Below are 22952 nucleotides of genomic sequence, written 5' to 3'. Positions count from 1 at the left end.
TTATCACCAATCACTTTATAATGTGCGACCTTTTTGTATTCTATGCTGTTGTGGCGAACCATTAACCAAGCTTTGCTTGTGGAGAACTCATTGTGATCAGAACCTTTGCTGAACTTGATCTAGACCAAAACCTACTTGAAGCCATTGAAGAGATGGGTTACGAACGCCCAACAAAAATTCAGGCAGAAGCGATTCCACAAGCGTTGGACGGTCGTGACATTCTAGCGTCAGCGCCAACAGGAACTGGTAAAACGGCCGCCTTCGTCCTGCCAGCATTGCAATACTTGCAAGACTTCCCTCGTCGTAAGCCTGGGCCTGCGCGTATTTTGATCCTAACGCCTACTCGCGAACTGGCGATGCAAATTGCCGATCAAGCACGTGCTTTGGCAAAAAATACCAAACTCAACATTTTCACCATCACTGGTGGTGTTCAGTACCAAGAGCACGCCGACATCCTTGCAACAACACAAGACATTGTGGTTGCGACACCTGGCCGTTTAAAAGAATACATTGATGCAGAACGTTTTGATTGTCGTGCAATCGAATGGTTAATCCTTGATGAAGCAGACCGTATGCTAGATATGGGTTTTGCTCCTACTGTCGATCGCCTATCTAACGAATGTCGCTGGCGTAAGCAAACCCTTCTGTTCTCAGCAACGTTAGAAGGGAAAGGCGTAGAAGGCTTTACCGCTGATCTGTTGAATGATCCAGCAGAGATCGATGCAAAATCACCTCTGCGTGAGCGTAAGAAAATTGCTCAGTGGTATCACCGAGCTGATGATGCTGAACACAAACTAGAATTACTAAAACACATTATTACTCAGCAAGCTGAGCGCACTATCGTCTTTTTAAAGACTCGTGAGCGTTTGGCTGAGCTACGAGCGCAGCTTGAAAGTGCACAGATTCCATGTTCTTGGATTCAAGGTGAAATGCCGCAAGATCGTCGTAACAATGCGATTTCTCGCTTCCGCGATGGAACTGTGAACGTTCTGCTCGCGACGGACGTTGCTGCGCGTGGTATCGATCTTCCGGATGTATCACACGTTATCAACTACGACATGCCGCGCACGGCTGATGTTTACCTTCACCGTATCGGCCGTACGGCTCGCGCGGGTAAAAAAGGTAACGCTATCTCAATCGTAGAAGCACACGACCAACCAATGATGGATCGCGTTGCGCGCTACGTGAAAGAAGACATCAAAGAGCGTTTCGTGAAAGAGATGCGTCCTAAACACAAAAAGCCTGTGTTTAAGAAGAAAAAGAAAAAAGACGACAATAAAAAAGTAGCGAAAAAGAAAACCGCTAAGAAGAAGTAACCTTGTTGGGGCGAAGTAGCTCAAGCTAAAAAATAACAAAGGGTTGGCAATGCCAACCCTTTTTCGTTTGTGCTGATAGAGATTAACGTAGACTACGTCTCAATCAGCTTTATTTTTGCTCTTCGCGTTTAAATACTAACTCTGTTGGCGTCGATTCATCTTCCACAAAGTAGTAACCCGCCGTATCAAACTTAGTCAGGTCTGCCACGCTCTCAACACGGTTCTCAATGATGTAACGCGCCATCATACCGCGCGCTTTCTTCGCGTAAAAACTGATGACCTTGTATTGACCATTCTTACAATCTTTGAATACTGGCGTGATCACTTGCGCATCTAAATTCTTTGGCTTAACCGCTTTAAAGTATTCATTTGATGCAAGGTTGATAAGGACATTATCGCCTTGAGCAGAAATCGCTTCGTTAAGCTTGTCCGTAATAACATTGCCCCAAAACTGGTACAAGTTCGTACCCTTGTCGTTTGCAAGCTTGGTACCCATTTCAAGGCGGTATGGCTGCATCAAATCAAGTGGTTTTAGTAAACCATAAAGACCCGATAGCATACGCAGATGATCTTGAGCATATTCGAAGTCCGCTTCAGATAAACTTTCGGCGTCTAGCCCGGTGTAAACGTCACCTTTAAATGCAAGAATGGCTTGTCGTGAGTTTTCCGTGGTAAACGTTTCACTCCACTCTTGGAATCGGCCCACATTTAAATCGGCAATCTTGTCGCTCACTTTCATTAAAGAGGCAACATCAGCAGGAGTCAGTTTGCGGCAAACATCGATAAGCTCTTTTGAGTATTCGACCAACTCAGGTTGAGTAAATTTTTCTGTCGCTAACGGAGACTCGTAATCAAGAGTCTTCGCTGGAGAAACTACGATAAGCATGACTTTCCCTTCTCTAATTTTGTTTTTAATAGGGTACAAAAAAAGCCATGCATTGTCTGCATGGCTTTTTACATCGTACTAATAGCTTTCAACTATGAGTGATAGCTCACTTAGTCTTTTTTATCGTTGTACCAAATGCCTTCTTCAAGCTGAGATTTCAGCTCTGGGAAATCATTCGCATCAAATGTTGGCACTTTGCCTTCACCAAGCTGGCGGTTGTAATCTTTGGCCAGTTTAATCACGATGCCAGATAGCAAGATGATCGCCACTAAGTTAACTATCGCCATCAGACCCATAGAGACATCAGCAAGCGACCATACGACTGGTAACGAAGCTAGTGCACCAAACATCACCATACCAAGAACAATAACGCGGAAAATGCTTAAGCCCGCTTTATGATTGTGCTCTAGGAAGATTAAGTTCGTTTCAGCATACGAGTAGTTTGCAATGATTGAAGTAAACGCAAAGAAGAAGATTGCCACAGCAACAAAGATGCCGCCCCAATCGCCAACTTGTGAGCTCAATGCTCGCTGAGTTAGCTCGATACCCGTCACTTCTGTTGCTTGACCGACATACTCACCAGACATCAGGATGATAGCCACTGTTGCAGAACAGATAACGATCGTATCCATGAACACGCCTAGCATCTGTACGTAACCTTGAGACGCTGGGTGTGGTGGGTAAGGTGTTGCTGAAGCCGCCGCGTTAGGTGCCGAACCCATACCTGCTTCATTCGAGAATAGACCGCGCTTGATACCGTTAATCATTGCCTGTGCAATTGCGTAACCAAGACCACCTGCTGCTGCTTCTTGCAGACCAAATGCACTCTTAAAGATAAGCATCAATACATCAGGTAATTTCTCTAGGTTAGAGAACATGATGAACAGCGCTAGGGCTAGATAAAGTAGTGCCATGATCGGAACGATCATCTCAGCAACTCTTGCGATACGCTTGATGCCACCGAAAATAACAATTGCAGACAGTAAAACAACGGCAATACCGACATACAGGTTATTCCAACCAAATGCGTTGCTCATTGCATTGGCAATTGAGTTAGCTTGTACGGCGTTGAATACCAAACCAAAAGCGATGATTAGGAAAACTGAGAACAACACGCCCATCCAACGCATGCCCAAGCCTTTTTCCATGTAGTAGGCAGGGCCACCACGGTAGTTGCCATCATCATCTTTGGTTTTGTATAGCTGCGCCAGTGTGCTCTCAGCAAACGATGTTGCCATACCAAGCATTGCAATCAGCCACATCCAGAAGATCGCACCAGGACCACCCGCAGTCAATGCAACTGCAACGCCCGCCATGTTACCTGTACCAACACGTGCAGCAAGACTAGTACAAAGCGCTTGGAAAGAAGAAATACCAGCTTTGTCTGCTTTACGGCTGTTCTTAAGAACAGAGAACATGTGGCCGAAATGGCGGAACTGAATGAACCCTAATCGAACGGTGAAGTAAATACCAACACCAACAAGAAGATAAACCAGAATCGAACCCCAGAGGAGATCGTTCATCAAATTGATTAAGTCTGTCATGTGTACCTCAAAGTGAGTTGCGCCAGTCTATGCGTCCTAGCCATCCACCAAATTGCCTGCTAAGTGTCAAAGTGTGCTTAGCTTTTTAAGTAATGTTTATGGGCAATCTAGAATCGTAAACGTCGCTTCATGCATCCATTTTACGTACCAGCGTATTTTTTGACGGGCGGATAATGCAACCTAGGAGCGCAAAAATCAATATGCAACAACAGGAATAACATTGTTATTTTTCACTATAAAGTCACCAAAAAATAACATAAATAGAAGACTTAACACTCAAACTGCGCAACATTTCAATTACCAAACACCAACATAAATAATTATTCTTCATTAAATGGAATGGTAAACCGTATAAACAAGAACAAGCTAGTATTCACAAGGTGTTACATAAATTTACGCTAGTGACTTACCATCTAATTGAACACTATTTCATCAAACTGATTTTATGCAACTTTAACCTTTGCGCAGTACACCCATTCATCAAATCGAATTAACATAGAAAATCTCTCTATTTAATCGTTTTCTTGAGATCGTTTGTGCATTTTTTATCCACATCGTTGCAATAAAAAGTGTGATTTTGAGAATATTTTTGCACGAAAATGTCATGCTACCGACACAAATGCGAAATATATCATGGTTATTCTCACGGCTATTGTGGTACTTAAAAAACTCCACAAGGACTGGTTACAACAGTTTAGCTTAAGAAAGGTAAAGGTGGCTTATGGAAGGCTTTCAACTAGATGACATTTTTAATCTGGATACTACCTCAACAACCAAATCTCGTGCCAAACCAGTAAAGCGAAAGTGGCGTGAAATAGAAGAGATGAACGACAGACGCAATTTGCTTAAAGAGCTGCGCGAACTTGATGTCTGTACCGATTATAACTTGGAAGACATTAAACTCTAATTCAAACAAAAGGCACCTTACAGGTGCCTTTTGTTTTTTGTTTACAGTGACCGTAAACACCGTGAGTTTATGTACCAAGGTTTAAGTATGAATACCATTATTACTCAATGAGAATCTTCCGTACTTTTTGCCGAGAAATATGCACACTAAATTTTCGGTTGATTCCCAATAAATAAGAAATGTATCTCACAAACCCGAGAGACGGCTTTCGCTCGCTCAGGTTTCATCACTCAGGCTTAAACATACTCAGTATCACTTTGACGAACACGTTCGGCCAACTGCTTATAACGATCAGCAATCGTGTCACCAAACACAGGATCATCCTCACTGACGCTCCATAAGCTCTCGACATGCTGCCAATCTTCTGTGGTAAATAACTCTTCAATGAGAGGCAAAATTTTTCGCTCTTCTAGCTCCAAGTGGTGCCTTTGCGATTCTATGAAATCTTCTAGGTGAGCGACAAACATGTCTTGTGGCACAACAGCATCCTGAAGGATCATCTCTATCACGGATGAAAACTCTCTGGTTTTACTCGCTAACTCTAGATGTTCTTTCTCTAAATTTTCCATGGTTTGTTGCTTACCATAGTGTTCAAGAAAGTGGTGATAGAGGATATCTTCTTTCGGGTGGTGTACTTTCTCCGAATGATTAGAGAGGTAATCAACAATCTCGCTTACTAACGCATAGTTGATTACACGTTCTTTTTTTATCTCATTAAGCTTATGGCGCAGTATCGCCAACAGACGAACCATATAACCATGTTCGCGTCGAATTCTTTCGATCATCATAGCGTCTCTCCTTAACACCTACTTTTAGTAAGTGTACATGAGAAATTTACTATCAGCCTCGAGCGTGCTCAAAAAAACAGCGATCATAGCATCCATGATCGCTGTCTCTTCATTTATACCGTTAATGGCAAATGCCAGTTGATTGGTGCTTTTTCTTGTGATGTAAGTAACTGGTTTGCTTGAGAGAAATGCTTACAACCGAAAAAGCCTCGATGTGCAGAGAGTGGCGATGGGTGTGGGGCAGCTAACACATGGTGCTTATTGCGATCGATAAAACGACCTTTCTTCTGTGCATGTGACCCCCACAACAAGAACACTACACCTTCTTGATGCTGGTTAATGGCCTCAATAACGCGGTCAGTAAAGGTTTCCCAGCCAGTTTTCGAATGTGAGTGTGCTTTGCCCTGCTCTACTGTTAATACGGTATTGAGTAGCAACACCCCTTGTTCAGCCCAGCTTTGTAGAAAGCCATGTTGAGGAATTTGGAAACCCTCAATATCCTGCGCCAGTTCTTTGTACATATTCACCAAAGATGGTGGCGTTTTAATGCCAGGAAGTACAGAGAAACACAGGCCATGCGCCTGATTTGGGCCGTGGTATGGGTCTTGTCCTAGAATCACGACCTTAACGTCTTTGAACTCGGTAAAACGAAACGCGTTAAAGACATCTTTTGCGGGAGGAAAAATAGCTTTGCCTGCGGCGCGTTCGGCTTCAACAAAATTCAAGGTGTCTACAAAGTAGCTCTGCTTTTTCTCTTCGCCGATCACATCGTGCCAAGTGGGTGACTGATTCATGGAAAGTTCCTGTCCTAAATTTTGCTTCTATTCTAACGAGCGAAACTCAAACAAACAAAAACTTACCACGAACTTGAGACAAGCAATAAAAGACTAATGCTTCTGTGGCGTTCGAAAATGCCCCTGTCCGGTAATGTGACGATTAGGAATCGGTAAGCGAAGCACGCGACGAGTGAAAGCATAAGGAGTAAAAGAGAGTGGTCGAGACATGTTGGCATCCTTCTTTGCTAATTCAGAGATTGATGTTCAATGACTAAGAAAGAAAGGTGCCAACTTTGTGGTTACGCCATTAACTGGCAATGGCCGCTAAATGGAATTGACGCAACGTGTTGATCTCTTGCTGCCAAATATCTGGATCAATTGTTTCCAAAATCAGAGGGATACCATCAAAACGAGGGTCTTTCGCGATGTACTCAAAGCAATCCCACCCGATCTCTCCTTTACCTAGCGAATGGTGGCGATCTACTTTGCTGGCAAACTCTACTTTTGAATCATTTAGATGCATTGCTCTTAAATAGTGCATACCTACGATACGGTCGAACTCTGCAAAGGTGCGCTCGCAATCTTCTTTTGTACGTAAGTCATAACCAGCCGTAAAGGTATGGCAGGTATCAATACAAACGCCGACACGATCTTTATCTTCCACTTGCTCGATGATTTCAGCAAGGTGTTCAAACTTCCAGCCTAAGTTAGTGCCTTGACCTGCCGTATTCTCGATAACAGCGATCACATTCGGCACCGCTTTATGCGCAAGATTGATCGACTCGGCGATCATCGCGAGGCACTCCTGTTCAGAGACTTTCTTTAGGTGACTACCCGGATGGAAGTTAAGCAAAGTCAGCCCCAACTGATTACAACGCTCCATTTCATCAATAAATGCCGCGCGGGATTTATTCAGCTTTTCTTCTTCCGGCGCACCCAAGTTAATCAGATAAGAATCATGGGGAAGAATATGCTCTGCTCCGAAACCCAGCATTTTACAGTTCGCTTTAAACGCACTGATGGTTTTTGCTTCTAAAGGCTTCGCCACCCACTGGCGTTGGTTTTTTGTAAATAGTGCGAAGGCATTCGCGCCAATTTCACGAGCTCTCAACGGAGCTTGATCGACCCCACCAGCAGCAGAGACATGTGCACCAATGAGTTTATTCCCAAGCTTGTTTTTCATGTTTGTCATTTAATCACTTTAGACTTTCAGTATTGCTACCTAAATACAGATAGTTGCGTTAACCAGTTTAAACTTTAATCTCAATTTGTAGTAAATTTACAACAAAACCAGTTATTAAATATTTTTTATATTATCAAATAAATTGTAATTATTTTGTTTTCAAAGGTTTTATTGATTTAACTCAATAAAATTACCTTAATAAAAATAATGTTTTTGGTTGTTTTTTGACTTAAATCAATATTAAAATAGTGGATATTAGCTATATAATACTCAGCTCAACGAAAATTCGAAAATTAACACCAATAATCACCACGTAAGTGGTCTAGGAGATAGTGATGATCCAAGGTATCCAAATTACAAAAGCGGCAAACGACGACCTACTAAACTCTATCTGGCTATTAGATAGCGAAAAAAATGAAGCTCGCTGTGTTGCTGCAACTGCTGGCTACGAAGCAGACCAAGTTATCGCAATCAGCGACCTAGGTGAATACGAAAGCCGTGAAGTTGCAATCGAAACTGCTCCTCGTATCGAAGGCGGCCAACACCTAAACGTGAACGTGCTTAAACGCGAAACACTAGAAGATGCAGTTGCACACCCAGAGAAATACCCACAACTAACTATTCGTGTTTCTGGTTACGCAGTACGTTTTAACTCGCTAACTCCAGAGCAACAACGTGATGTAATCGCTCGTACTTTTACTGAGACTCTATAATCTCTCAGTAAACTAGCTCGCTAGAATTTAAAAAGCTTGGTCAGCAATGACCAAGCTTTTTTTGTTTCAGAATCCTTCTAAACCCTTTCTATAATGGAAAGCAACTCGCCTCTAAGGTGCATTTCTTTGCGAAGGATCTTTCTGAAACGCTTGCGCTAAAGAGGTTGGATCAAGCCTATCTCTTTGCAGTGACGCCCCTTCTGCCCACCAAATCAATTGATACATAGTGCGATTCATATAGCTGTCCCACTGCACCTGATCCGACTCATCCGCAGCAACGCCCTGTTCATCAAACACCTCTTGTGCTTTCGGAATATGGATCATTGCCGACACAGGCAAGCACCCCAGCTCAGATAAGAAAGTACGCATCGACACTGCAGCACGAGCACCACCCCATTGCCCAGCAGAGTAGGTCACGATCGCACTTGGCTTATAGGAAAACAGCGAACTGCCAAAATGGTTAAGCATGTTTGCCAAGGCTGGACTCATCGAATGGTTGTATTCCGGGCTAACCATCACATACCCATCGGCATGTTTGATTTTGTTTGCCAACTCGCTTAGGTGCTCTGGCACTTTAGAGCGGTGATAAGCAAACTCGGGCTTAAACACATCGCCAAAGTCATAGTCCAATGGGTCAATGATTTCGACAGTATGTTGCGAATGCTGACTCACGATGAGTTTTTCACACGCTCTACTGACTCGCATTCCTAAACGGGCTGGTCTTGGTGGCGTGCTGTCTCTCACCGAACCTAGAAAAATCAAAAAATGCATGCTTCTCTTTCCATCTCATTTAGTTAAGTTCGTTTCTCAATCATAAAGAGAGTTAAAACTTACCGACAATAAAAAAGGTGAATGATTGCTCATTCACCTCTCGTTATTTGTGTTTTTGATACTGACTGTATTTTTGAAGCTTACTGCACGCGGCGCAGTACTTGCTTCAGTGCGTCAAAGTCTGCGTCGAGATCTTCCGATAGCAGCTCCATCGCAGCGTGCTTCGCTAGTGGCGCAGGAAGGTCGATATCTGATTCTAGAATATCATCCACCACTTCTTTGAACTTCGCAGGGTGAGCAGTACATAGGAACAGACCGGTTTCACCGTCTTGCAATTGTTCTTCAAGAACGCGGTAAGCAATCGCACCGTGCGGTTCACACAGGTAACCCATGCTGTATAGATCTTTTACTGACTGTGCGCTTTGCTCATCAGATACTGCACCTTTACCTAGCGTCTCCAAGCCCCACTCTTTCACGCGACACAGCTCTTCAATACGAGGCCAGTTGTTTGGTTGGCTCACGTCCATCGCGTTCGATGTTGTTGCGACTGTTGGTTTTGGCTCCCACTTACCTGTTTCTAGGTAGCGAGGAACCGTGTCATTGGCATTCGTTGCAGCGATAAAGCGTTTGATAGGCAAGCCCAGCGCTTTTGCCAGTAGACCAGCAGTTAGGTTACCAAAGTTACCACTTGGTACAGACACGACTAGGTTTTCACGCTCTTGCTTGCTCATTTGCGCAGCTGCTTCAAAGTAGTAACAGATTTGCGCCATCAAACGGCTGATATTGATTGAGTTTGCTGAGTTCAGACCGATCTCTTCACGCAGTGCAGAATCATCAAAAGCTTGCTTAACCAGAGCCTGACACGCATCGAAGTCACCATCGATCGCAACAGTGTGAATGTTTTTACCAAGCGTACAGAATAGCTTCTCTTGCAGCGGGCTGATTTTGCCTTTTGGGTAAAGAATCACAACGTTGATGTCTTCCATACCGTAGAAAGCATGCGCAACGGCTGCGCCAGTATCGCCAGAAGTTGCAGTCAGAATAGTGATCTTGCCGCCATCCGAAACCGCAGCAAGAGATTGCGCCATAAAGCGACCACCAAAGTCTTTAAACGCAAGCGTTGGACCATGGAACAGCTCCAGTGCATAGACACCGTCTTTTACTTGGTTGATAGGCGCAGGGAATTGGAACGCAGCATCAACAAGAGCATTCACTTGCTCTTCTGCAAGTTCATCGCCAATTAATGCCGATAGAATCTTAGTGCTACGAGAGACAAAGTCTTCTGCAAGCAGCGCATCGATATCTTCAAATTTTGGTAATTCCGATGGGAAAAATAGGCCTTGATTGCGACCTAACCCTTGGCGAACGGCTTGGCCAAAGGAAACTTGTTCATCATTTTCTTTTATATTGTAAAGCTTCATAGCTCACTTCCTGTTACTTTCGAACCCTGCTTATCTAGACGACAAACGTGGACGAATCCTTCTTCGTTTTGTACGTAGTTCTGTTCTAACCAGCGAGCAACTCGCTCAGCGACATCTTTTTCTTTGCAAATACTGAACAGTGTCGGCCCACTGCCAGAAATACCGGTAGCCAATGCCCCCGCAGACGCTGCGTATTGACGTGCATTCGCAAAACCCGGAAGCAGTTTCTCACGATACGGTTCTGCGATCACGTCTTTGATCATTTTTGCAGCAAGTTCTGGCTGACCAGAATGACACGCATGAATAAAGCCTGCAAGGTGGCGACCATGGGCAATGATATCTTGTCGGCGGTATTGAGATGGTAGGATCTCACGCGCTTCTGCTGTGGATACTTTGATACCCGGATACGCCATCACCCAGTACCAATCATCAAAGCAAGGCACTTCTTGGCTGATGACACCCAACTCTTCAAGCATCAATTGCACACCGCCAAGGTAACATGGTGCGACGTTGTCGTAGTGAATACCACCAGAAATCTTGCCTTCCATTTCTCCCATCAGTGCCAGTAACTCTGTCTCGTTAAGTGGCTGTCCATGGAATCGGTTCAATGCATCTAATGCAGCAACGATAGAACATGCACTTGAGCCTAAACCAGAGCCAATTGGCATGTTCTTTTCTAGCGTCATCTCAAGTGGTTTTAGCTCGACGCCTTTTTTGTCTAGCTCGCGAGAAAACACGAGCCAACAGTCGTAGACGATGTTCTCTTTTGGTTCAGTTGGCAATTTCTCAACAAAATCACCCGCCGTTTTAAGGCTGAACGGATCAGCCCCAGATTTCACCAATACACGGTCACCCAATAGTGTGCCATCCACTGGAGACACGGCAGCCCCCAGCACATCAAAGCCAACGCTTACATTACCAATTGATGCTGGGGCATAAACCACTACATCCATATCACTTGAACTCATTATTGTTATACCCCTAGTTTCCAACCTAAAGTACGCATCACGTCAGAAAATACACCCGCAGCCGTTACTTCGGTGCCTGCACCATAGCCACGTAACACTAGTGGGATTGGCTGATAGTAACGGCTGTAAAATGCCAGTGCGTTTTCACCGTCCTTGATTTTATACATTGGATCGTTTTCATCCACCGCTGCGATGCTTACTGTGCACTTGCCCTCATTAATCTCACCAACGTAGCGCAGTACTTTGCCTTCTTCCGCTGCCTTTGCAGATAATTCTTTAAAGTAGGCGTCTGCTTCAGGTAAACGCGCCATAAATTCATCAACGCTACCAGAATCATCAAAACCTGGTGGCAGTGCTTGATCAACCACAACGTCTTCTAGTTCTAGAGACATGCCAGCTTCACGAGCTAGGATCAGAAGCTTACGCGCGACATCCATACCAGAAAGGTCATCACGAGGATCCGGTTCAGTAAAACCATTTTCTTTTGCGATATTAGTTGCTTCACTTAGGCTCATACCTTCATCTAACTTACCGAAGATGTATGACAGAGAGCCAGAAAGAATACCGCTGAAGCGCTCTAGCTCATCACCCGCTGAGATTAGGTTTTGCAGGTTTTCGATTACCGGTAGACCCGCCCCCACAGTTGTTTCGTACATCAGCTTGCGACGAGAGCTGCGCGCAACATCGCGAAGCTGATGGTAGTAAGCCATGCTTGCTGTATTTGCTTTTTTATTTGGTGTAACGACATGGAAACCAGCAGCTAGGAAATCAGCGTATTGGTTCGCGATATCTTCACTTGATGTACAGTCAACCAATACTGGGTTGATGATGTGGTTACGTTGAACCAAAGAAATCAAACGCGCTAGGCTGAACTCTTCTGTCGCAGCCGACATACGATCACGCCAATGATCGAGTGGCAGACCTTCACTATCAAGCAGAAGACCTTTGCTGTTTGCCAAGCCACACACGCGAATAACGATGCCTTTTTCCGCAAGCTTCGCCTGTTGACGCTCGATCTGATCCACCAGCTCACCACCAACGCCGCCAATACCAACCACGAATACGTCTAAGAAGTGCTTAGAGTTGAATAGGTTCTCGTGACACGCTTTGATCGCTTCAGAGATTTTATCTTCAGGAATCACGGCTGAGATTGCACGCTCAGATGAGCCCTGTGCGATGGCTACAATGTTTACGTTCACTTCAGCAAGAGATGAGAAGAAGCGAGATGCAACACCGCGCGATGTACGCATGCCGTCACCAACCAACGTTATGATTGAAACATTATCAATAAACTCGACCGGCTCTAATAAGCTATCTTTCAGTTCCAACTCAAACGCATCGGCCAGTACTTGTTGCGCTTTTGCTTTATCTTCTGCCTCAATACAGAAGCTAATGCTGTACTCAGAAGAAGACTGAGTAATAAGAACAATAGACACACCAGCGGAAGACATTGCGCCAAATACGCGGCTTGCCATGCCAACCATACCCTTCATACCTGGGCCGGAGACGTTAACCATGGTTAGGTCGTTTAGCGTCGTGATACCTTTGATCGCCAGATTGTCTTCACCAGTGTCTTGCCCAATCAGAGTTCCTGCACCTTGTGGGTTAAAGCTGTTTTTGATCAGACATGGGATGTGGAACTGCGCGATAGGAGCAATGGTCTTCGGATGCAAAACGGAAGCACCGAAGTAAGAAAGCTCCATTGCTTCTTGGTAGCTAAGAGATTTAAGTAAGCGAGCATCTTCCACTAAACGAGGGTCGCAGTTGTATACACCGTCTACGTCAGTCCAGATCTCACAACAATCTGCGCGCAGACACGCCGCAAGAACCGCCGCTGAGTAGTCTGAACCATTACGACCTAGTGTAACTAGTTCACCTTTCTCGTTACCGGCAGTAAAACCAGGCATGATGTTCACATGACCTTGAGGAAGAGGATTCTGGCGGAAGTTCTGAGTCGAAACTTCAACATCGACCATGGCTTCTAGGTGATCGCCTTTTGCGTATAGATACTCGACTGGGTCGATAAGATGCGCAGGTTGGCCTTTCGCTTCAAGCACTGCCTTCATCAATTGAATTGAAACGCGTTCGCCTTTGCTGATGATGCGTGCATTGACGTTATTTGGGCACATGCCAAGAAGGTTGATGCCATGAACGAACTGGCGTAATTGAGAGAGAGAAGTTTTCACTTGGTTATCGAAAGCTGAACCATCGATATTGGGTAGTACTGCTTGGATTTGAGTGAAGAGCGTTTTAAACGACTCCTCCAACTCTTTGATTTGTAGTTCTGCTTCACCATTGCGCAATGCGCCTTCAATGACCGCAACCAATTTGTTTGTTGTTTTACCAGGAGCGGAAAGAACAACCGCTACTTCTTCTTGTTGAGCGTTATTGGCAATAATGTCTGCCGCTCTCAAAAAGCGATCTGCATCAGCTAGTGATGATCCGCCAAACTTCAATACTCGCATCCCTTCCTCCGGTATATCTTCTTAAATTTGTCTAAATTCTGGATAAAAAAGCATAAAAAAAGGCCTGTATCTTGTTGGATACAGGCCTTTTTTGTGAATTTCTTTCGCTCAGCAGCCTGCCCCAACATGTGTCGTGTCGGTAATAATAATGGTCGTGGTCATTACTACTAGGCTGTTAGATGGCATAAATAAATATTCAACGTTAATTGTGTTTGCTTAACTCTACGTTTACCGAGTTTCTGATACATAGTCAACAAAAAATTGTTTGTTTTTCCATCTTTCAGAGATTTCTGCTAAGCAATGTCATTGATATTTATAGTTAATTACACATTATTGATCATTTGGAAATCTACAGTTAGTTTTTGTAAAGGACTTAACTATCATCACCAGTTCGGTTTTTTATCTAATAACTAGTCTAATCTGTGCCATAAAACGTACGATCAAATAATTCGAGAGGGTTGTGACACATAACAACAACTTAACTGTGACTTATGTTCATAGGATCGAATTATTTAGAAAATAGGTGAGCTAGCTTTCATATTCTATGCTTTAATAGTGAGAAGCTTTGGGCGCATACTAATAAAAAAGTTGACACAAGGAGTGGTGAACATGAAAAGATGGCTTTTTCTGTTGCTGTTTTTTGTGCCTGGTGTTTGTCTAGCCAACGTGCTTCCGCCGCTTCCAGGTAAAACATCCCCTTCTCCTCATAAACTATTCATTTCCAGCGACAGTTATCAGTCTGACAGTTTTGATGTTTGGAATATCGATACGGGTTACGCCTACGAACTTTTTGATTCGGTAGACGTTTATGTCGGTGCGCGAGTCAATAACTCTCCTACCCAAAATCAAAGTGGTTTTTTGAGTGGGATCAGCTATCACTTTAATGATCGTGTCACGCTGAAAAGTACAGTTCGCTCTTACAAGAACGAAACAGCGGAAGGTATTCGCCAAGACGACAGCAGCCTCGCGGCTGAAGTATCAAGTCGCGTAAAAATTACCGATAAACTGGATCTTCACGCGACTCTTGATTACCAAGATTGGCAACAAGGCTTTGAGGTTGGTTTAGGCTTTCGTTTTTAGAAGTCCAGCTTTTGCTTAGAAATCAATACACCGTTCCAGTCCGCGTAAACGTAGTGCTTAGGTTGAACGATTTGGTTTTGCATCGTTAAGGTTACGTTTACCTCTCCTATCCCGCGTTTCTCTGTTTTAAACGGGTTAGTTCCAAGAGCTTGAACGCCAATGTCCATTTGAGATATTTGTGCTACGTCGCGTATTGCACCATAGACAATGATGCCTTCCCACCCATTTTCTATTCCGAGTATCGCTAATTGATCGCCGAGTAATGCTCTCTGACACGATCCATGCCCGTCAACAATCAATACTTTACCCGTTCCATCTTCGCCCAGTACTTCACGCACTTTCGAGTTATCGTGATAGCAGCGCACCGTAACGATTTCACCGTAAAAAGCGCTACGTTGACCAAAGTTCTGCAATGGTAAAGTAAGCAAGCTCACTTGGTCTTCAAATTGGTCACAAATATCGGGTGTAATGTCTCTCATATTTCCTCCGTGAATTTTCTCACCCAAGCGATGCTTCAGTGAGCAGTATCCTTTTCTATACCTTCTATACGAGCCGAGGTTTAATGGAGCCTAACGTATGAAAAACTTTCGGCTGCGAGCACGCAATAAGATAAAGTTGGTCATTAATGACGTAATAAATCGCGTTTTGTTGAAAGTCATTCGCCAATTCAACAGCTACCTCTGGCGACAACTCGACGGCAAAGCTTTCCTCATACCATGTAAAAGCGCTATCACCTACCGTGACAGGCGCGTAATTAACGTGCTGTAGCTGTTTTTCTAACGCGTGATTGTTTATGCTGTTCTCTTCTTTGGACCTCAAGTTACTGTATGGGTTCCAAGCGGTTATCACAGCATAGTTTGAAACACGCCACTCGGCTTCGAATCTGAAAAAAGATTCTGAATAAGCATTCCATAACGATGCGTCTATGTTCGTATTACTTTTTTCTATCATAAGTCTTAAACGATTAATAACAGTTACATTTCATCAATTGATATAAATCAACAAACTGAATGGAATTAACATTTGAGCATTGTTAGCATGCTGTTAACAATATAAAATCCGCTCAATATCTTAGGGTGTTTACGTTTCAGGCCCCACTGAAAGCAGGAAATGAAAGGTAAACAAGCCCTTTAGAATAAACGTCGCCATTGGATACTGGTGAGTTGGCAAAATTCCATGGAGGGCGGATAACTGAAAGAAGTGTTTTTTTGATCAACTTGATTTATTATCAAAATCACATTACCTGTATGTTATATTTTTGCCTAGAATTTATTCTATTAGCACAATTTTGTCACAAATTTAGGTACCGCCAATGCAAACCCCGCAGATTCTTATCGTTGAAGATGAGCAAGTAACTCGTAACACTCTTAAGAGTATTTTTGAAGCAGAGGGATACGCTGTTTTTGAAGCCAGTGACGGTGAAGAGATGCACCAAGTGTTGTCTGATAACTCAGTCAACTTGGTTATTATGGACATTAATCTTCCAGGCAAGAATGGCCTTCTACTAGCGCGTGAACTACGCGAGCAAGCGAACATTGCTTTAATGTTCCTGACAGGCCGTGACAATGAAGTAGACAAGATCCTAGGTCTTGAGATTGGTGCAGATGACTACATCACTAAACCATTCAATCCACGTGAGCTAACTATTCGTGCACGTAACCTACTTAGTCGCTCAATGAGCTCTAACGCGGTGCAAGAAGAGAAGCGCTCGGTAGAAAAGTATGAATTCAACGGTTGGGTACTAGACATCAACAGCCGCTCTCTAGTAAGCCCTGCTGGTGATAGCTACAAGCTACCTCGCTCTGAGTTCCGCGCACTACTGCACTTCTGTGAGAACCCGGGTAAGATTCAAACTCGTGCCGATCTTCTTAAGAAGATGACTGGTCGTGAACTTAAGCCACACGACCGTACTGTAGACGTAACGATTCGTCGTATCCGTAAGCACTTTGAGTCTGTTTCAGGTACGCCAGAAATCATCGCCACTATCCACGGCGAAGGTTACCGCTTCTGTGGCGATCTAGAAGACTAGATTTAACCGCTAATATCCGAAGGGCTTGCTCATTGAGCAAGCCCTTTTTGTTTTAGGTCTAACGACTAATGCAACATCATTGCGGTTAATAAACCTTGTTAATCTTCACGTACTTTTCGACTAACCAACGCTGTTTACCCGCATCGTCTAGAAGCACTGCGATATCAACCGATTTTTCTGTGTTCACATCAATGTGAGACGAGAACGCCACCTCCCATCGGCTTTCACTGTGCGTTCGAGTATCTAAAGACGCACTGTCCACCAACCACTCTTTTTGCCCCTGTTTAATAATAAGAGCTTCTGCCGTTAGATTTGCAGGAAGTAACTGATCTCCTTCGAGGTAAAGTGCACCTTGAATACTTTGCTCTTCCACGTCCCCAATATTCGGCATGAGGTTAACCCATAAATTACTTTTGAGCTCAACATTAACCTCATTAATCGTAATCTGACTGTTTTGTTGCCAATTCACATTTGGAACGGAACTACAGCCTGCCATCAATGCCATGGCTAATGCCAATGGTGCGATTCTTTTCATGTTATTTCCTTTGTTCCAACCAACTTTTGAGGACTTGAATATCGTTTTGGTATTCATTTTTGATCTCTTCAACCCAGTCTGAAATGTTTTCCCACCATGCTGGCATATCAGGCGATTGCGCTTTTTGCGCCACACTTTGGATACGTTTCAGGCCAATTGAACCTGCAGCACCTTTGATTTTATGCGCTTCAGAAACAATCCCATCTTGATCTTTCGCTGTCATGTTCGAATCTAAGACATCGATATAGTCTGGCATCATATCTTCAAACATTTTTATGCTGTCGTAGACAGGTGTTGCACCAACAATGTCGACGTAAGACTCTAACATATCCATATCGAGCAAATGTGTCTCAATCACAGGAGAAGGCACTGGCTCTTCCACTGTTTCGGGACCGCTCACTACTTCCTTAGGTTGTTCTAACTGGTGAGCGAAGAATTTATCAATCACTGACTGAATGGCATTCACTGCCAGCGGCTTACTGATCGCATCATCCATGCCGTTATCTAAGTATTCACGACGATCTTTCATTACATTAGCAGTTAAGGCGACCAATGGAGGAAGATTGTTATAATGCTCGCGGTAATAATTGGCGACATCAAAGCCCGTCATATCAGGCAGTTGGATATCCAACAACGCTAAGTCGTATTTTTCTGGCACAAAGTTCACTAACGCTTCTTGGCCCGTCATTGCCACGGTGACAGAGTGCCCTAGGCTCTCAAGTAACGATTTAGCCACAGTTACGTTAAGCTCGATGTCTTCGACCATAAATATGTTGAGGCGCACATTGTCGCGTTTCGCATCAATGACTGGCTCAGCTAGTTCAACAATCGGAACGTGGATCGATACAGTAAAAGTGCTACCAAAGCCTTCCTCACTGGTAACCGTAATGTCACCATCCATCATATTGATCAGTTGTTTAGATACCGCCAAACCAATACCTGTACCGACCGCATGCAGGTTGTCCTTGCCTGATTTCACTTGGTAGTACATCGCAAAGATCTTATCTAGCTCTTCGTCTGGAATACCAATACCTGTGTCTTCCACTTCCATAATAATGGTCGCAAAATCGTCTTCGACATCCGCGCTCACTGTCATCACAACGCCACCTTCTTTGGTGAACTTCATTGCGTTGCTGACCAAGTTCCAAATCACCTGACGTAGACGGGTTGCATCCACTTCAATTGCTTTTGGCAAGTCGCTTAAACGTTCTAAGTCAAAGCGTAACCCTTTTTGTTCCGCCATCAGAGCTGAGATACTCTCAATCTCTGCGACGAAGTCTTCGAAGTTAAGTGGCGCAGGTAATAGTTCTAACTTACGGCGATCAAATTTATCCATATCGATAATATCGTTGAAGATGTTACCTAGCGTAATCGCACTCACATTGATGGTCTGCATGTGTTTACGCTGCTCTTCTGTCAACGGACTATCTAGAAGCATACGACTTAAGCCTACAATGCCATTCAGCGGCGTTCGCAGCTCATGACTGATGGTTGAGATGAAGGTAGTTTTGTCGCGGCTTGCTTTCTCTAACGACTCTTCATGGCGCTTACGTTCAGTGATATCACGACCGAACCCAACGAGACCAAGGTGGCGGCCATCTTTGCTGTAAAATGGCACTTTACGCAGCTCAAAGTAATGCTTGCGACCATCTGGGTATTCGAGCCATTGCTCGTAAGTAATCGCTTGATTATCGGCAAAAACCTTTTGGTCAGTATCAACGATATGCTCGGCGATTTCTTTGCTATACACATCCCAAGGGCTTAATCCGACTAACTGGTGCTCTTTCTTGCCCGTTAGCTCTTCCATCGCGCGGTTACAGCCAGAGAAAACACCATCCGCATTGCGGTAGTAAATTAAGTCTGGTGAGGCATCAATAAATGAACGTAGTAATGCGGTACGTTCTGCCAGCTCTAATTGAGTACGTTCGCGTTGGAACACCTCGTTTTCGAGGTCTTGCATCGCCTCTTCACGTGCTTCTTCCGCTTTAATACGCTCTTCAATTTCTTGGTTAAGCTTTTCAATGTTTTGTTGAAGTTGGTAATTCAGCTCTTGATCTCGCGAACGCATGTCCTTCAGTTTGGACACCAGCTTAGTTAAACGCTGGCGAGACTCTTCTAGTTGATCGACAACCACAGAGAGGAAGTAAACCGCCCAAGGGGTGATCAATAGACCAAAAAACACCGAACGGACAATGTCGATATCATCTACTCGCCCTTTGAGAGCTAAAGTAATCCCTACCTGCACCACAACAGCTAATGCCACCAGCGCAAGGGCTAGCAAAATAGAGAAGCGAACAATCCCCAGTTTGACTAGCAAGTCGACATAATACTGGGCGAGATTTTTCATGGGTTTCATTAACTACTCCATGGTGGTGGCTAGATAGCGCCATTCGATGATGAAAAACAGGTAAATGCACTCGACCTAACGCAATTTAGGTCTGTTTGATTAGTGAAAAACACACGGTGCGATCTGCGCTTGTGACACGAGATAGAAAGATAAACCAACGAGCACACAGGCTTCTGTAATTTTAACGTGTTTAATACGGTGATTTAAACAATCAGCTATCAACTTAGAGCAAGCGGTCACAAAGCGTTAGCAAGAACTGGGGTGAATACAGGTGCGATTACGTCCATCAGCTTTAGCTTGATATAACGCACTGTCAGCCATAGCGATGCCCATTTCGGGTTCATCACCATGCTGAGGAATGTAAGAGACCAGACCGATACTGACGGTAAGGCGTTCAGATGCTTCTGAACTGTCGTGTTCCATATCAAGCTGTAGAATTTTCTCATGAATACGCTGCGCTACGTTGCGCGCACCTTCCGTGGTGGTATTCGGCAATATAAAACCAAACTCCTCGCCACCATAACGCGCAACACAATCCGAAGAACGATTGATGACTTGTGTAAACACGGTAGCAACACTGACTAACGCTTCATCACCTTGTTGGTGACCGTAACAGTCGTTGTAATCTTTGAAAAAGTCGATGTCACATAACATGATGGTGAGCGGCAGCTTTTCTCTAGCATGGTGGTACCACAATACCTGCAGTTGTTCATCGAAACGGCGTCGGTTCGATACTTGAGTTAAGCTATCCATAAAGCTCAATTTTTCTAACTCTAGGTTGGCTTTTTCCAACTTTTGTTCTGCAAGATAACGCTCAGAAATATCACGCGCCATGATCAGCACACCATTCGTTCCTGATGCTTTATCTTTAAAAGGCGATTTCACCACATCAAACCACGTACTTTTACCATCACTACTCACGACTTTATCTATGTATCGAACTGGCTCTAACTGGCGTAATGCTTCTAAGTCACTGTCTGCTAAGCGCGCGTACATCTCTTTAGGAATCACGTCTTGGAGGCGCTTACCTATCAAATCAGAAATTTTTGAAATGCCTAACGCCTTAACAAAAGGCTGATTACACGCTTGATAGACCATGTTCTCATTGAAAATACCAATAGAGTCCGGACTGGCATCCAGAATCGTTTGTAAGATAGTATCTCTTTGCGCTAGCGCCACCTCTGTATCTTTGCGACGCTCCATTTCATCTCGCAGATTCTGTTGCATCTTGTGCCATTCAGTCACGTCATGACTAATAGACAGCGTTCCGATAAGCTCACCACTCGGCGAAACAAGAGAGTTTTGATTGACTTCCAATAAGCAACTTCGACCTTGTGGATCCGTTGTCCATTTACGTTCGCTTTTTCTGGTCATCTCACCCAAGGTCTTGGGTGCGCAAGCTTCTTCCCTTCGCCCTTGCCAGAATTGATCAAATGCTCGATTGGTCGTTAACAGATTGCCTTGGCGGTCTTGGGTACAAATCAGCTCTGAAAGTGAGTCTAATGCCGAACGTGCGATGATTAATTGCGCAAGTTCTTGTTGCTGCTCTTGGTGAGTGGCTTGATATGGCTGAGCATAAAGAATCCAAACTCGATGATTGCGCAATAAACTCTTTCTGCCTGACAGCTCCACTTTAATAGATTCACTATCAGATAGTCGCCAGTCAAAAGCCTGCTGACGAAAATGACGACTAGAGAAGCGAGCGAGAAACTGCTCAAGCTCATGAATATCGAATAAAGCAGGATACAAATACCTCGTTCCCAAAGAGCGAATGCCTAATAACTGCATCGCAGCCTGGTTAGATAGCAAGAGCTGAGCATGGCTAGTGTCCACCACTATGACTGGATAGGGAGAATCCGTTACTAGTTTCTTAAGTGACGTCTGAAAGTGCAAATAGATCAGTGCTAACGCACACACGCCTGCGATTAATAACAAGACGACATAGCCATAACCGCCTTGACCACCCCAAAGCCAATTGAGTAACTGATCCATCGTTTAAACCTTCAAAGAACACTGGTTAAAATATATCAGTTATTTATTGAGCGATCTGCTATTAATTCCGGTTTAGTATAGATAAAGGTATTCCCCGTAAGACTCCCTTGAGCACCATGAGCACTGAGATCTCGACCAATTTCCGTCATCGCTAGCCAACGGTTTTCACACCACAGAGGCGATAATAACGTGGGCCTCCTGGCTGCTGATGAAACGCGATGATAAATCACATCTGGTGGTGTCATACGAATCATTTCACTGGCGATCGCAACATATTCTTCTAATTCAGGGGCTTCTAGCTTTCCAGCACGCCAAGCTTTCGCCATGGTGCTACCTTCGACAATATGCAAGCCATGTAACTTGATGCCATCCGTTCCCACGGCCAACACTTTTTGCAGCGTTTCAATATTTTCGGCGCGGGTTTCTTTGGGTAAACCCACAATTAAGTGAGTACAAACCTTGATTCCGAGTGTTCGCGCACGCTTAGTGATTTCGGCATAACACTCAAAGTCATGACCACGATTGATACGTTTTAGGGTGTCATTGTTGGCGGTTTGAAGACCTAGTTCTAGCCAAATTTCATAACCTTGCTGTACATAGCCCGACAGTAAATCCAATACCGCATCAGGGACGCAATCAGGACGCGTCCCCACACAAAGACCAACTATGTCTGCAGCCTTTAGTGCTTCCTCATACATGTTTTTGAGAACTTGTACTTCGGCATAGGTACTGGTGTAGGCCTGAAAATAAGCGAGATACTTCTTCGCTCTGTGAATTTCACCTGCGCGATCTTTTAACTGTTCGTGAATGCTTTTTATCTGGACTTCTTCATCTGCAAACGAAGCCACATTGCAAAATGTACATCCTCCCCGCCCAATCGTGCCATCGCGGTTAGGGCAACTAAATCCACCGTGCAATGTTAACTTATGAACCTTTTCACCGTATCGACGCTGAAGATCTTGGCCGATTGTATTGACCAACTCATGTAACTGCATAAATTCTCACCAACAATAAATCGTAATCAATCTCACTACGATCTGTGTAAATAAATTACATCCCTGCAAGAAAAAACACACAATATTAATCAATTCAAACACCCATCATGCAGGTCAAAATCAATAAACTTGCATAATTAAAGACAAAAATCGTTCATGTTGCGTAAATGTTAAACTAAAAATGCATAATTAAACGAAAAAATTGGGTCACAACGCCGACTTTTTCATTGCATTCT

Annotated in this window: 21 protein-coding genes and 1 other annotated feature; of the genes, 5 read left to right on the top strand and 16 right to left on the bottom strand. The window is 44.1% G+C overall.

All coding sequences use genetic code 11. The features are described 5' to 3' along the window. The first annotated feature begins 92 nt into the window (after window positions 1–92). Window positions 93–1316: an ATP-dependent RNA helicase SrmB gene (gene srmB, locus R8N47_RS11265; protein ID WP_064353633.1), complete on the top strand. Its 1224-nt coding sequence runs from the start codon at window positions 93–95 to the stop codon at window positions 1314–1316. A 109-nt stretch (window positions 1317–1425) separates the two neighbouring features. On the opposite strand, the gene yaaA is transcribed toward srmB, so the two are convergent. Together yaaA and R8N47_RS11255 are read right to left on the bottom strand one after the other, a co-directional pair. Continuing rightward, entirely contained in the window at window positions 1426–2202 is a 777-nt protein-coding gene (gene yaaA / locus R8N47_RS11260) for a peroxide stress protein YaaA (protein WP_005382848.1), read from the bottom strand. Between the two features lie 110 nt (window positions 2203–2312). Next, a complete protein-coding gene (locus R8N47_RS11255; protein ID WP_005381800.1) occupies window positions 2313–3746 on the bottom strand; it encodes an alanine/glycine:cation symporter family protein in 1434 nt (477 codons plus the stop codon). A gap of 721 nt (window positions 3747–4467) precedes the next feature. Here R8N47_RS11255 and R8N47_RS11250 point away from each other — a divergent pair. Then, a complete protein-coding gene (locus R8N47_RS11250) occupies window positions 4468–4653 on the top strand; it encodes a DUF3545 family protein (RefSeq protein ID WP_005381805.1) in 186 nt (61 codons plus the stop codon). 236 nt (window positions 4654–4889) lie between these two features. Here the strand turns inward: R8N47_RS11250 and R8N47_RS11245 are convergent, their stop codons facing one another. The 3 genes from R8N47_RS11245 to nfo all read right to left on the bottom strand — a co-directional run bounded on the left by R8N47_RS11245 (window position 4890) and on the right by nfo (window position 7409). Continuing rightward, window positions 4890–5441, bottom strand: coding sequence for a hemerythrin domain-containing protein (locus tag R8N47_RS11245; protein ID WP_005381807.1), 552 nt, complete (start codon window positions 5439–5441; stop codon window positions 4890–4892). 113 nt (window positions 5442–5554) lie between these two features. Further along, window positions 5555–6235 carry a uracil-DNA glycosylase gene (ung, locus tag R8N47_RS11240; RefSeq protein WP_005382846.1) on the bottom strand — a complete coding sequence of 227 codons (681 nt, stop codon included), beginning with the start codon at window positions 6233–6235 and terminating at the stop codon, window positions 5555–5557. A 289-nt stretch (window positions 6236–6524) separates the two neighbouring features. After that, window positions 6525–7409: a deoxyribonuclease IV gene (nfo, locus tag R8N47_RS11235; RefSeq protein WP_176311275.1), complete on the bottom strand. Its 885-nt coding sequence runs from the start codon at window positions 7407–7409 to the stop codon at window positions 6525–6527. 326 nt (window positions 7410–7735) lie between these two features. On the opposite strand from nfo, the gene grcA reads away from it, so the two are divergent. Continuing rightward, window positions 7736–8113 carry an autonomous glycyl radical cofactor GrcA gene (grcA, locus tag R8N47_RS11230; protein ID WP_005381814.1) on the top strand — a complete coding sequence of 126 codons (378 nt, stop codon included), beginning with the start codon at window positions 7736–7738 and terminating at the stop codon, window positions 8111–8113. A gap of 111 nt (window positions 8114–8224) precedes the next feature. Here the strand turns inward: grcA and R8N47_RS11225 are convergent, their stop codons facing one another. The 5 genes from R8N47_RS11225 to thrL all read right to left on the bottom strand — a co-directional run bounded on the left by R8N47_RS11225 (window position 8225) and on the right by thrL (window position 13924). Further along, on the bottom strand, window positions 8225–8884 hold the full coding sequence (locus R8N47_RS11225; RefSeq protein WP_054822993.1) for an NADPH-dependent FMN reductase: 660 nt from the start codon (window positions 8882–8884) through the stop codon (window positions 8225–8227). Window positions 8885–9024: 140 nt separating this feature from the next. Then, window positions 9025–10305, bottom strand: coding sequence for a threonine synthase (gene thrC / locus R8N47_RS11220; protein WP_061007749.1), 1281 nt, complete (start codon window positions 10303–10305; stop codon window positions 9025–9027). Then, window positions 10302–11258 carry a homoserine kinase gene (gene thrB, locus R8N47_RS11215; protein WP_064353631.1) on the bottom strand — a complete coding sequence of 319 codons (957 nt, stop codon included), beginning with the start codon at window positions 11256–11258 and terminating at the stop codon, window positions 10302–10304. Before thrB ends, thrC begins: the two co-directional genes overlap by 4 nt. A 20-nt stretch (window positions 11259–11278) precedes the next feature. After that, the gene (gene thrA / locus R8N47_RS11210) at window positions 11279–13738 is read right to left on the bottom strand and encodes a bifunctional aspartate kinase/homoserine dehydrogenase I (protein ID WP_053304351.1); all 2460 of its coding nucleotides are present in this window, start codon (window positions 13736–13738) and stop codon (window positions 11279–11281) included. Window positions 13739–13791: 53 nt separating this feature from the next. Next, window positions 13792–13911, bottom strand: a sequence feature (Thr leader region). Next, window positions 13847–13924 (bottom strand): thr operon leader peptide, encoded by a 78-nt coding sequence (gene thrL, locus R8N47_RS11205; RefSeq protein WP_074192076.1) that lies wholly within the window; start codon window positions 13922–13924, stop codon window positions 13847–13849. It overlaps the preceding feature by 65 nt. Window positions 13925–14347: 423 nt before the next feature. On the opposite strand from thrL, the gene R8N47_RS11200 reads away from it, so the two are divergent. Then, window positions 14348–14818: a hypothetical protein gene (locus R8N47_RS11200; RefSeq protein ID WP_053306887.1), complete on the top strand. Its 471-nt coding sequence runs from the start codon at window positions 14348–14350 to the stop codon at window positions 14816–14818. On the opposite strand, the gene R8N47_RS11195 is transcribed toward R8N47_RS11200, so the two are convergent. Together R8N47_RS11195 and R8N47_RS11190 are read right to left on the bottom strand one after the other, a co-directional pair. Next, window positions 14815–15297 carry a putative 4-hydroxy-4-methyl-2-oxoglutarate aldolase gene (locus R8N47_RS11195; protein WP_005381822.1) on the bottom strand — a complete coding sequence of 161 codons (483 nt, stop codon included), beginning with the start codon at window positions 15295–15297 and terminating at the stop codon, window positions 14815–14817. The genes R8N47_RS11200 and R8N47_RS11195 overlap by 4 nt on opposite strands. Window positions 15298–15361: 64 nt before the next feature. Beyond that, window positions 15362–15769: a DUF3293 domain-containing protein gene (locus R8N47_RS11190; RefSeq protein WP_053306886.1), complete on the bottom strand. Its 408-nt coding sequence runs from the start codon at window positions 15767–15769 to the stop codon at window positions 15362–15364. A gap of 361 nt (window positions 15770–16130) precedes the next feature. On the opposite strand from R8N47_RS11190, the gene arcA reads away from it, so the two are divergent. Next, the gene (arcA, locus tag R8N47_RS11185; RefSeq protein WP_005381824.1) at window positions 16131–16847 is read left to right on the top strand and encodes a two-component system response regulator ArcA; all 717 of its coding nucleotides are present in this window, start codon (window positions 16131–16133) and stop codon (window positions 16845–16847) included. Window positions 16848–16932: 85 nt separating this feature from the next. On the opposite strand, the gene R8N47_RS11180 is transcribed toward arcA, so the two are convergent. From R8N47_RS11180 to R8N47_RS11165, 4 genes are all read right to left on the bottom strand, one after another. Continuing rightward, entirely contained in the window at window positions 16933–17382 is a 450-nt protein-coding gene (locus R8N47_RS11180) for a hypothetical protein (RefSeq protein WP_005381825.1), read from the bottom strand. 1 nt (window position 17383) lies between these two features. Further along, entirely contained in the window at window positions 17384–19738 is a 2355-nt protein-coding gene (gene arcB, locus R8N47_RS11175; protein ID WP_053306885.1) for an aerobic respiration two-component sensor histidine kinase ArcB, read from the bottom strand. A 237-nt stretch (window positions 19739–19975) separates the two neighbouring features. Beyond that, entirely contained in the window at window positions 19976–21721 is a 1746-nt protein-coding gene (locus R8N47_RS11170; RefSeq protein WP_053306884.1) for a GGDEF domain-containing protein, read from the bottom strand. 35 nt (window positions 21722–21756) lie between these two features. Then, window positions 21757–22716 (bottom strand): TIGR01212 family radical SAM protein, encoded by a 960-nt coding sequence (locus R8N47_RS11165; protein WP_137281717.1) that lies wholly within the window; start codon window positions 22714–22716, stop codon window positions 21757–21759. Between the last annotated feature and the right edge of the window lie 236 nt (window positions 22717–22952).

It is taken from the genome of Vibrio sp. 2132-1, assembly GCF_033344315.1.
The sequence above is the reverse complement of the archived record's forward strand: the minus strand, read 5'-3'. Positions and strand labels throughout refer to the sequence as shown.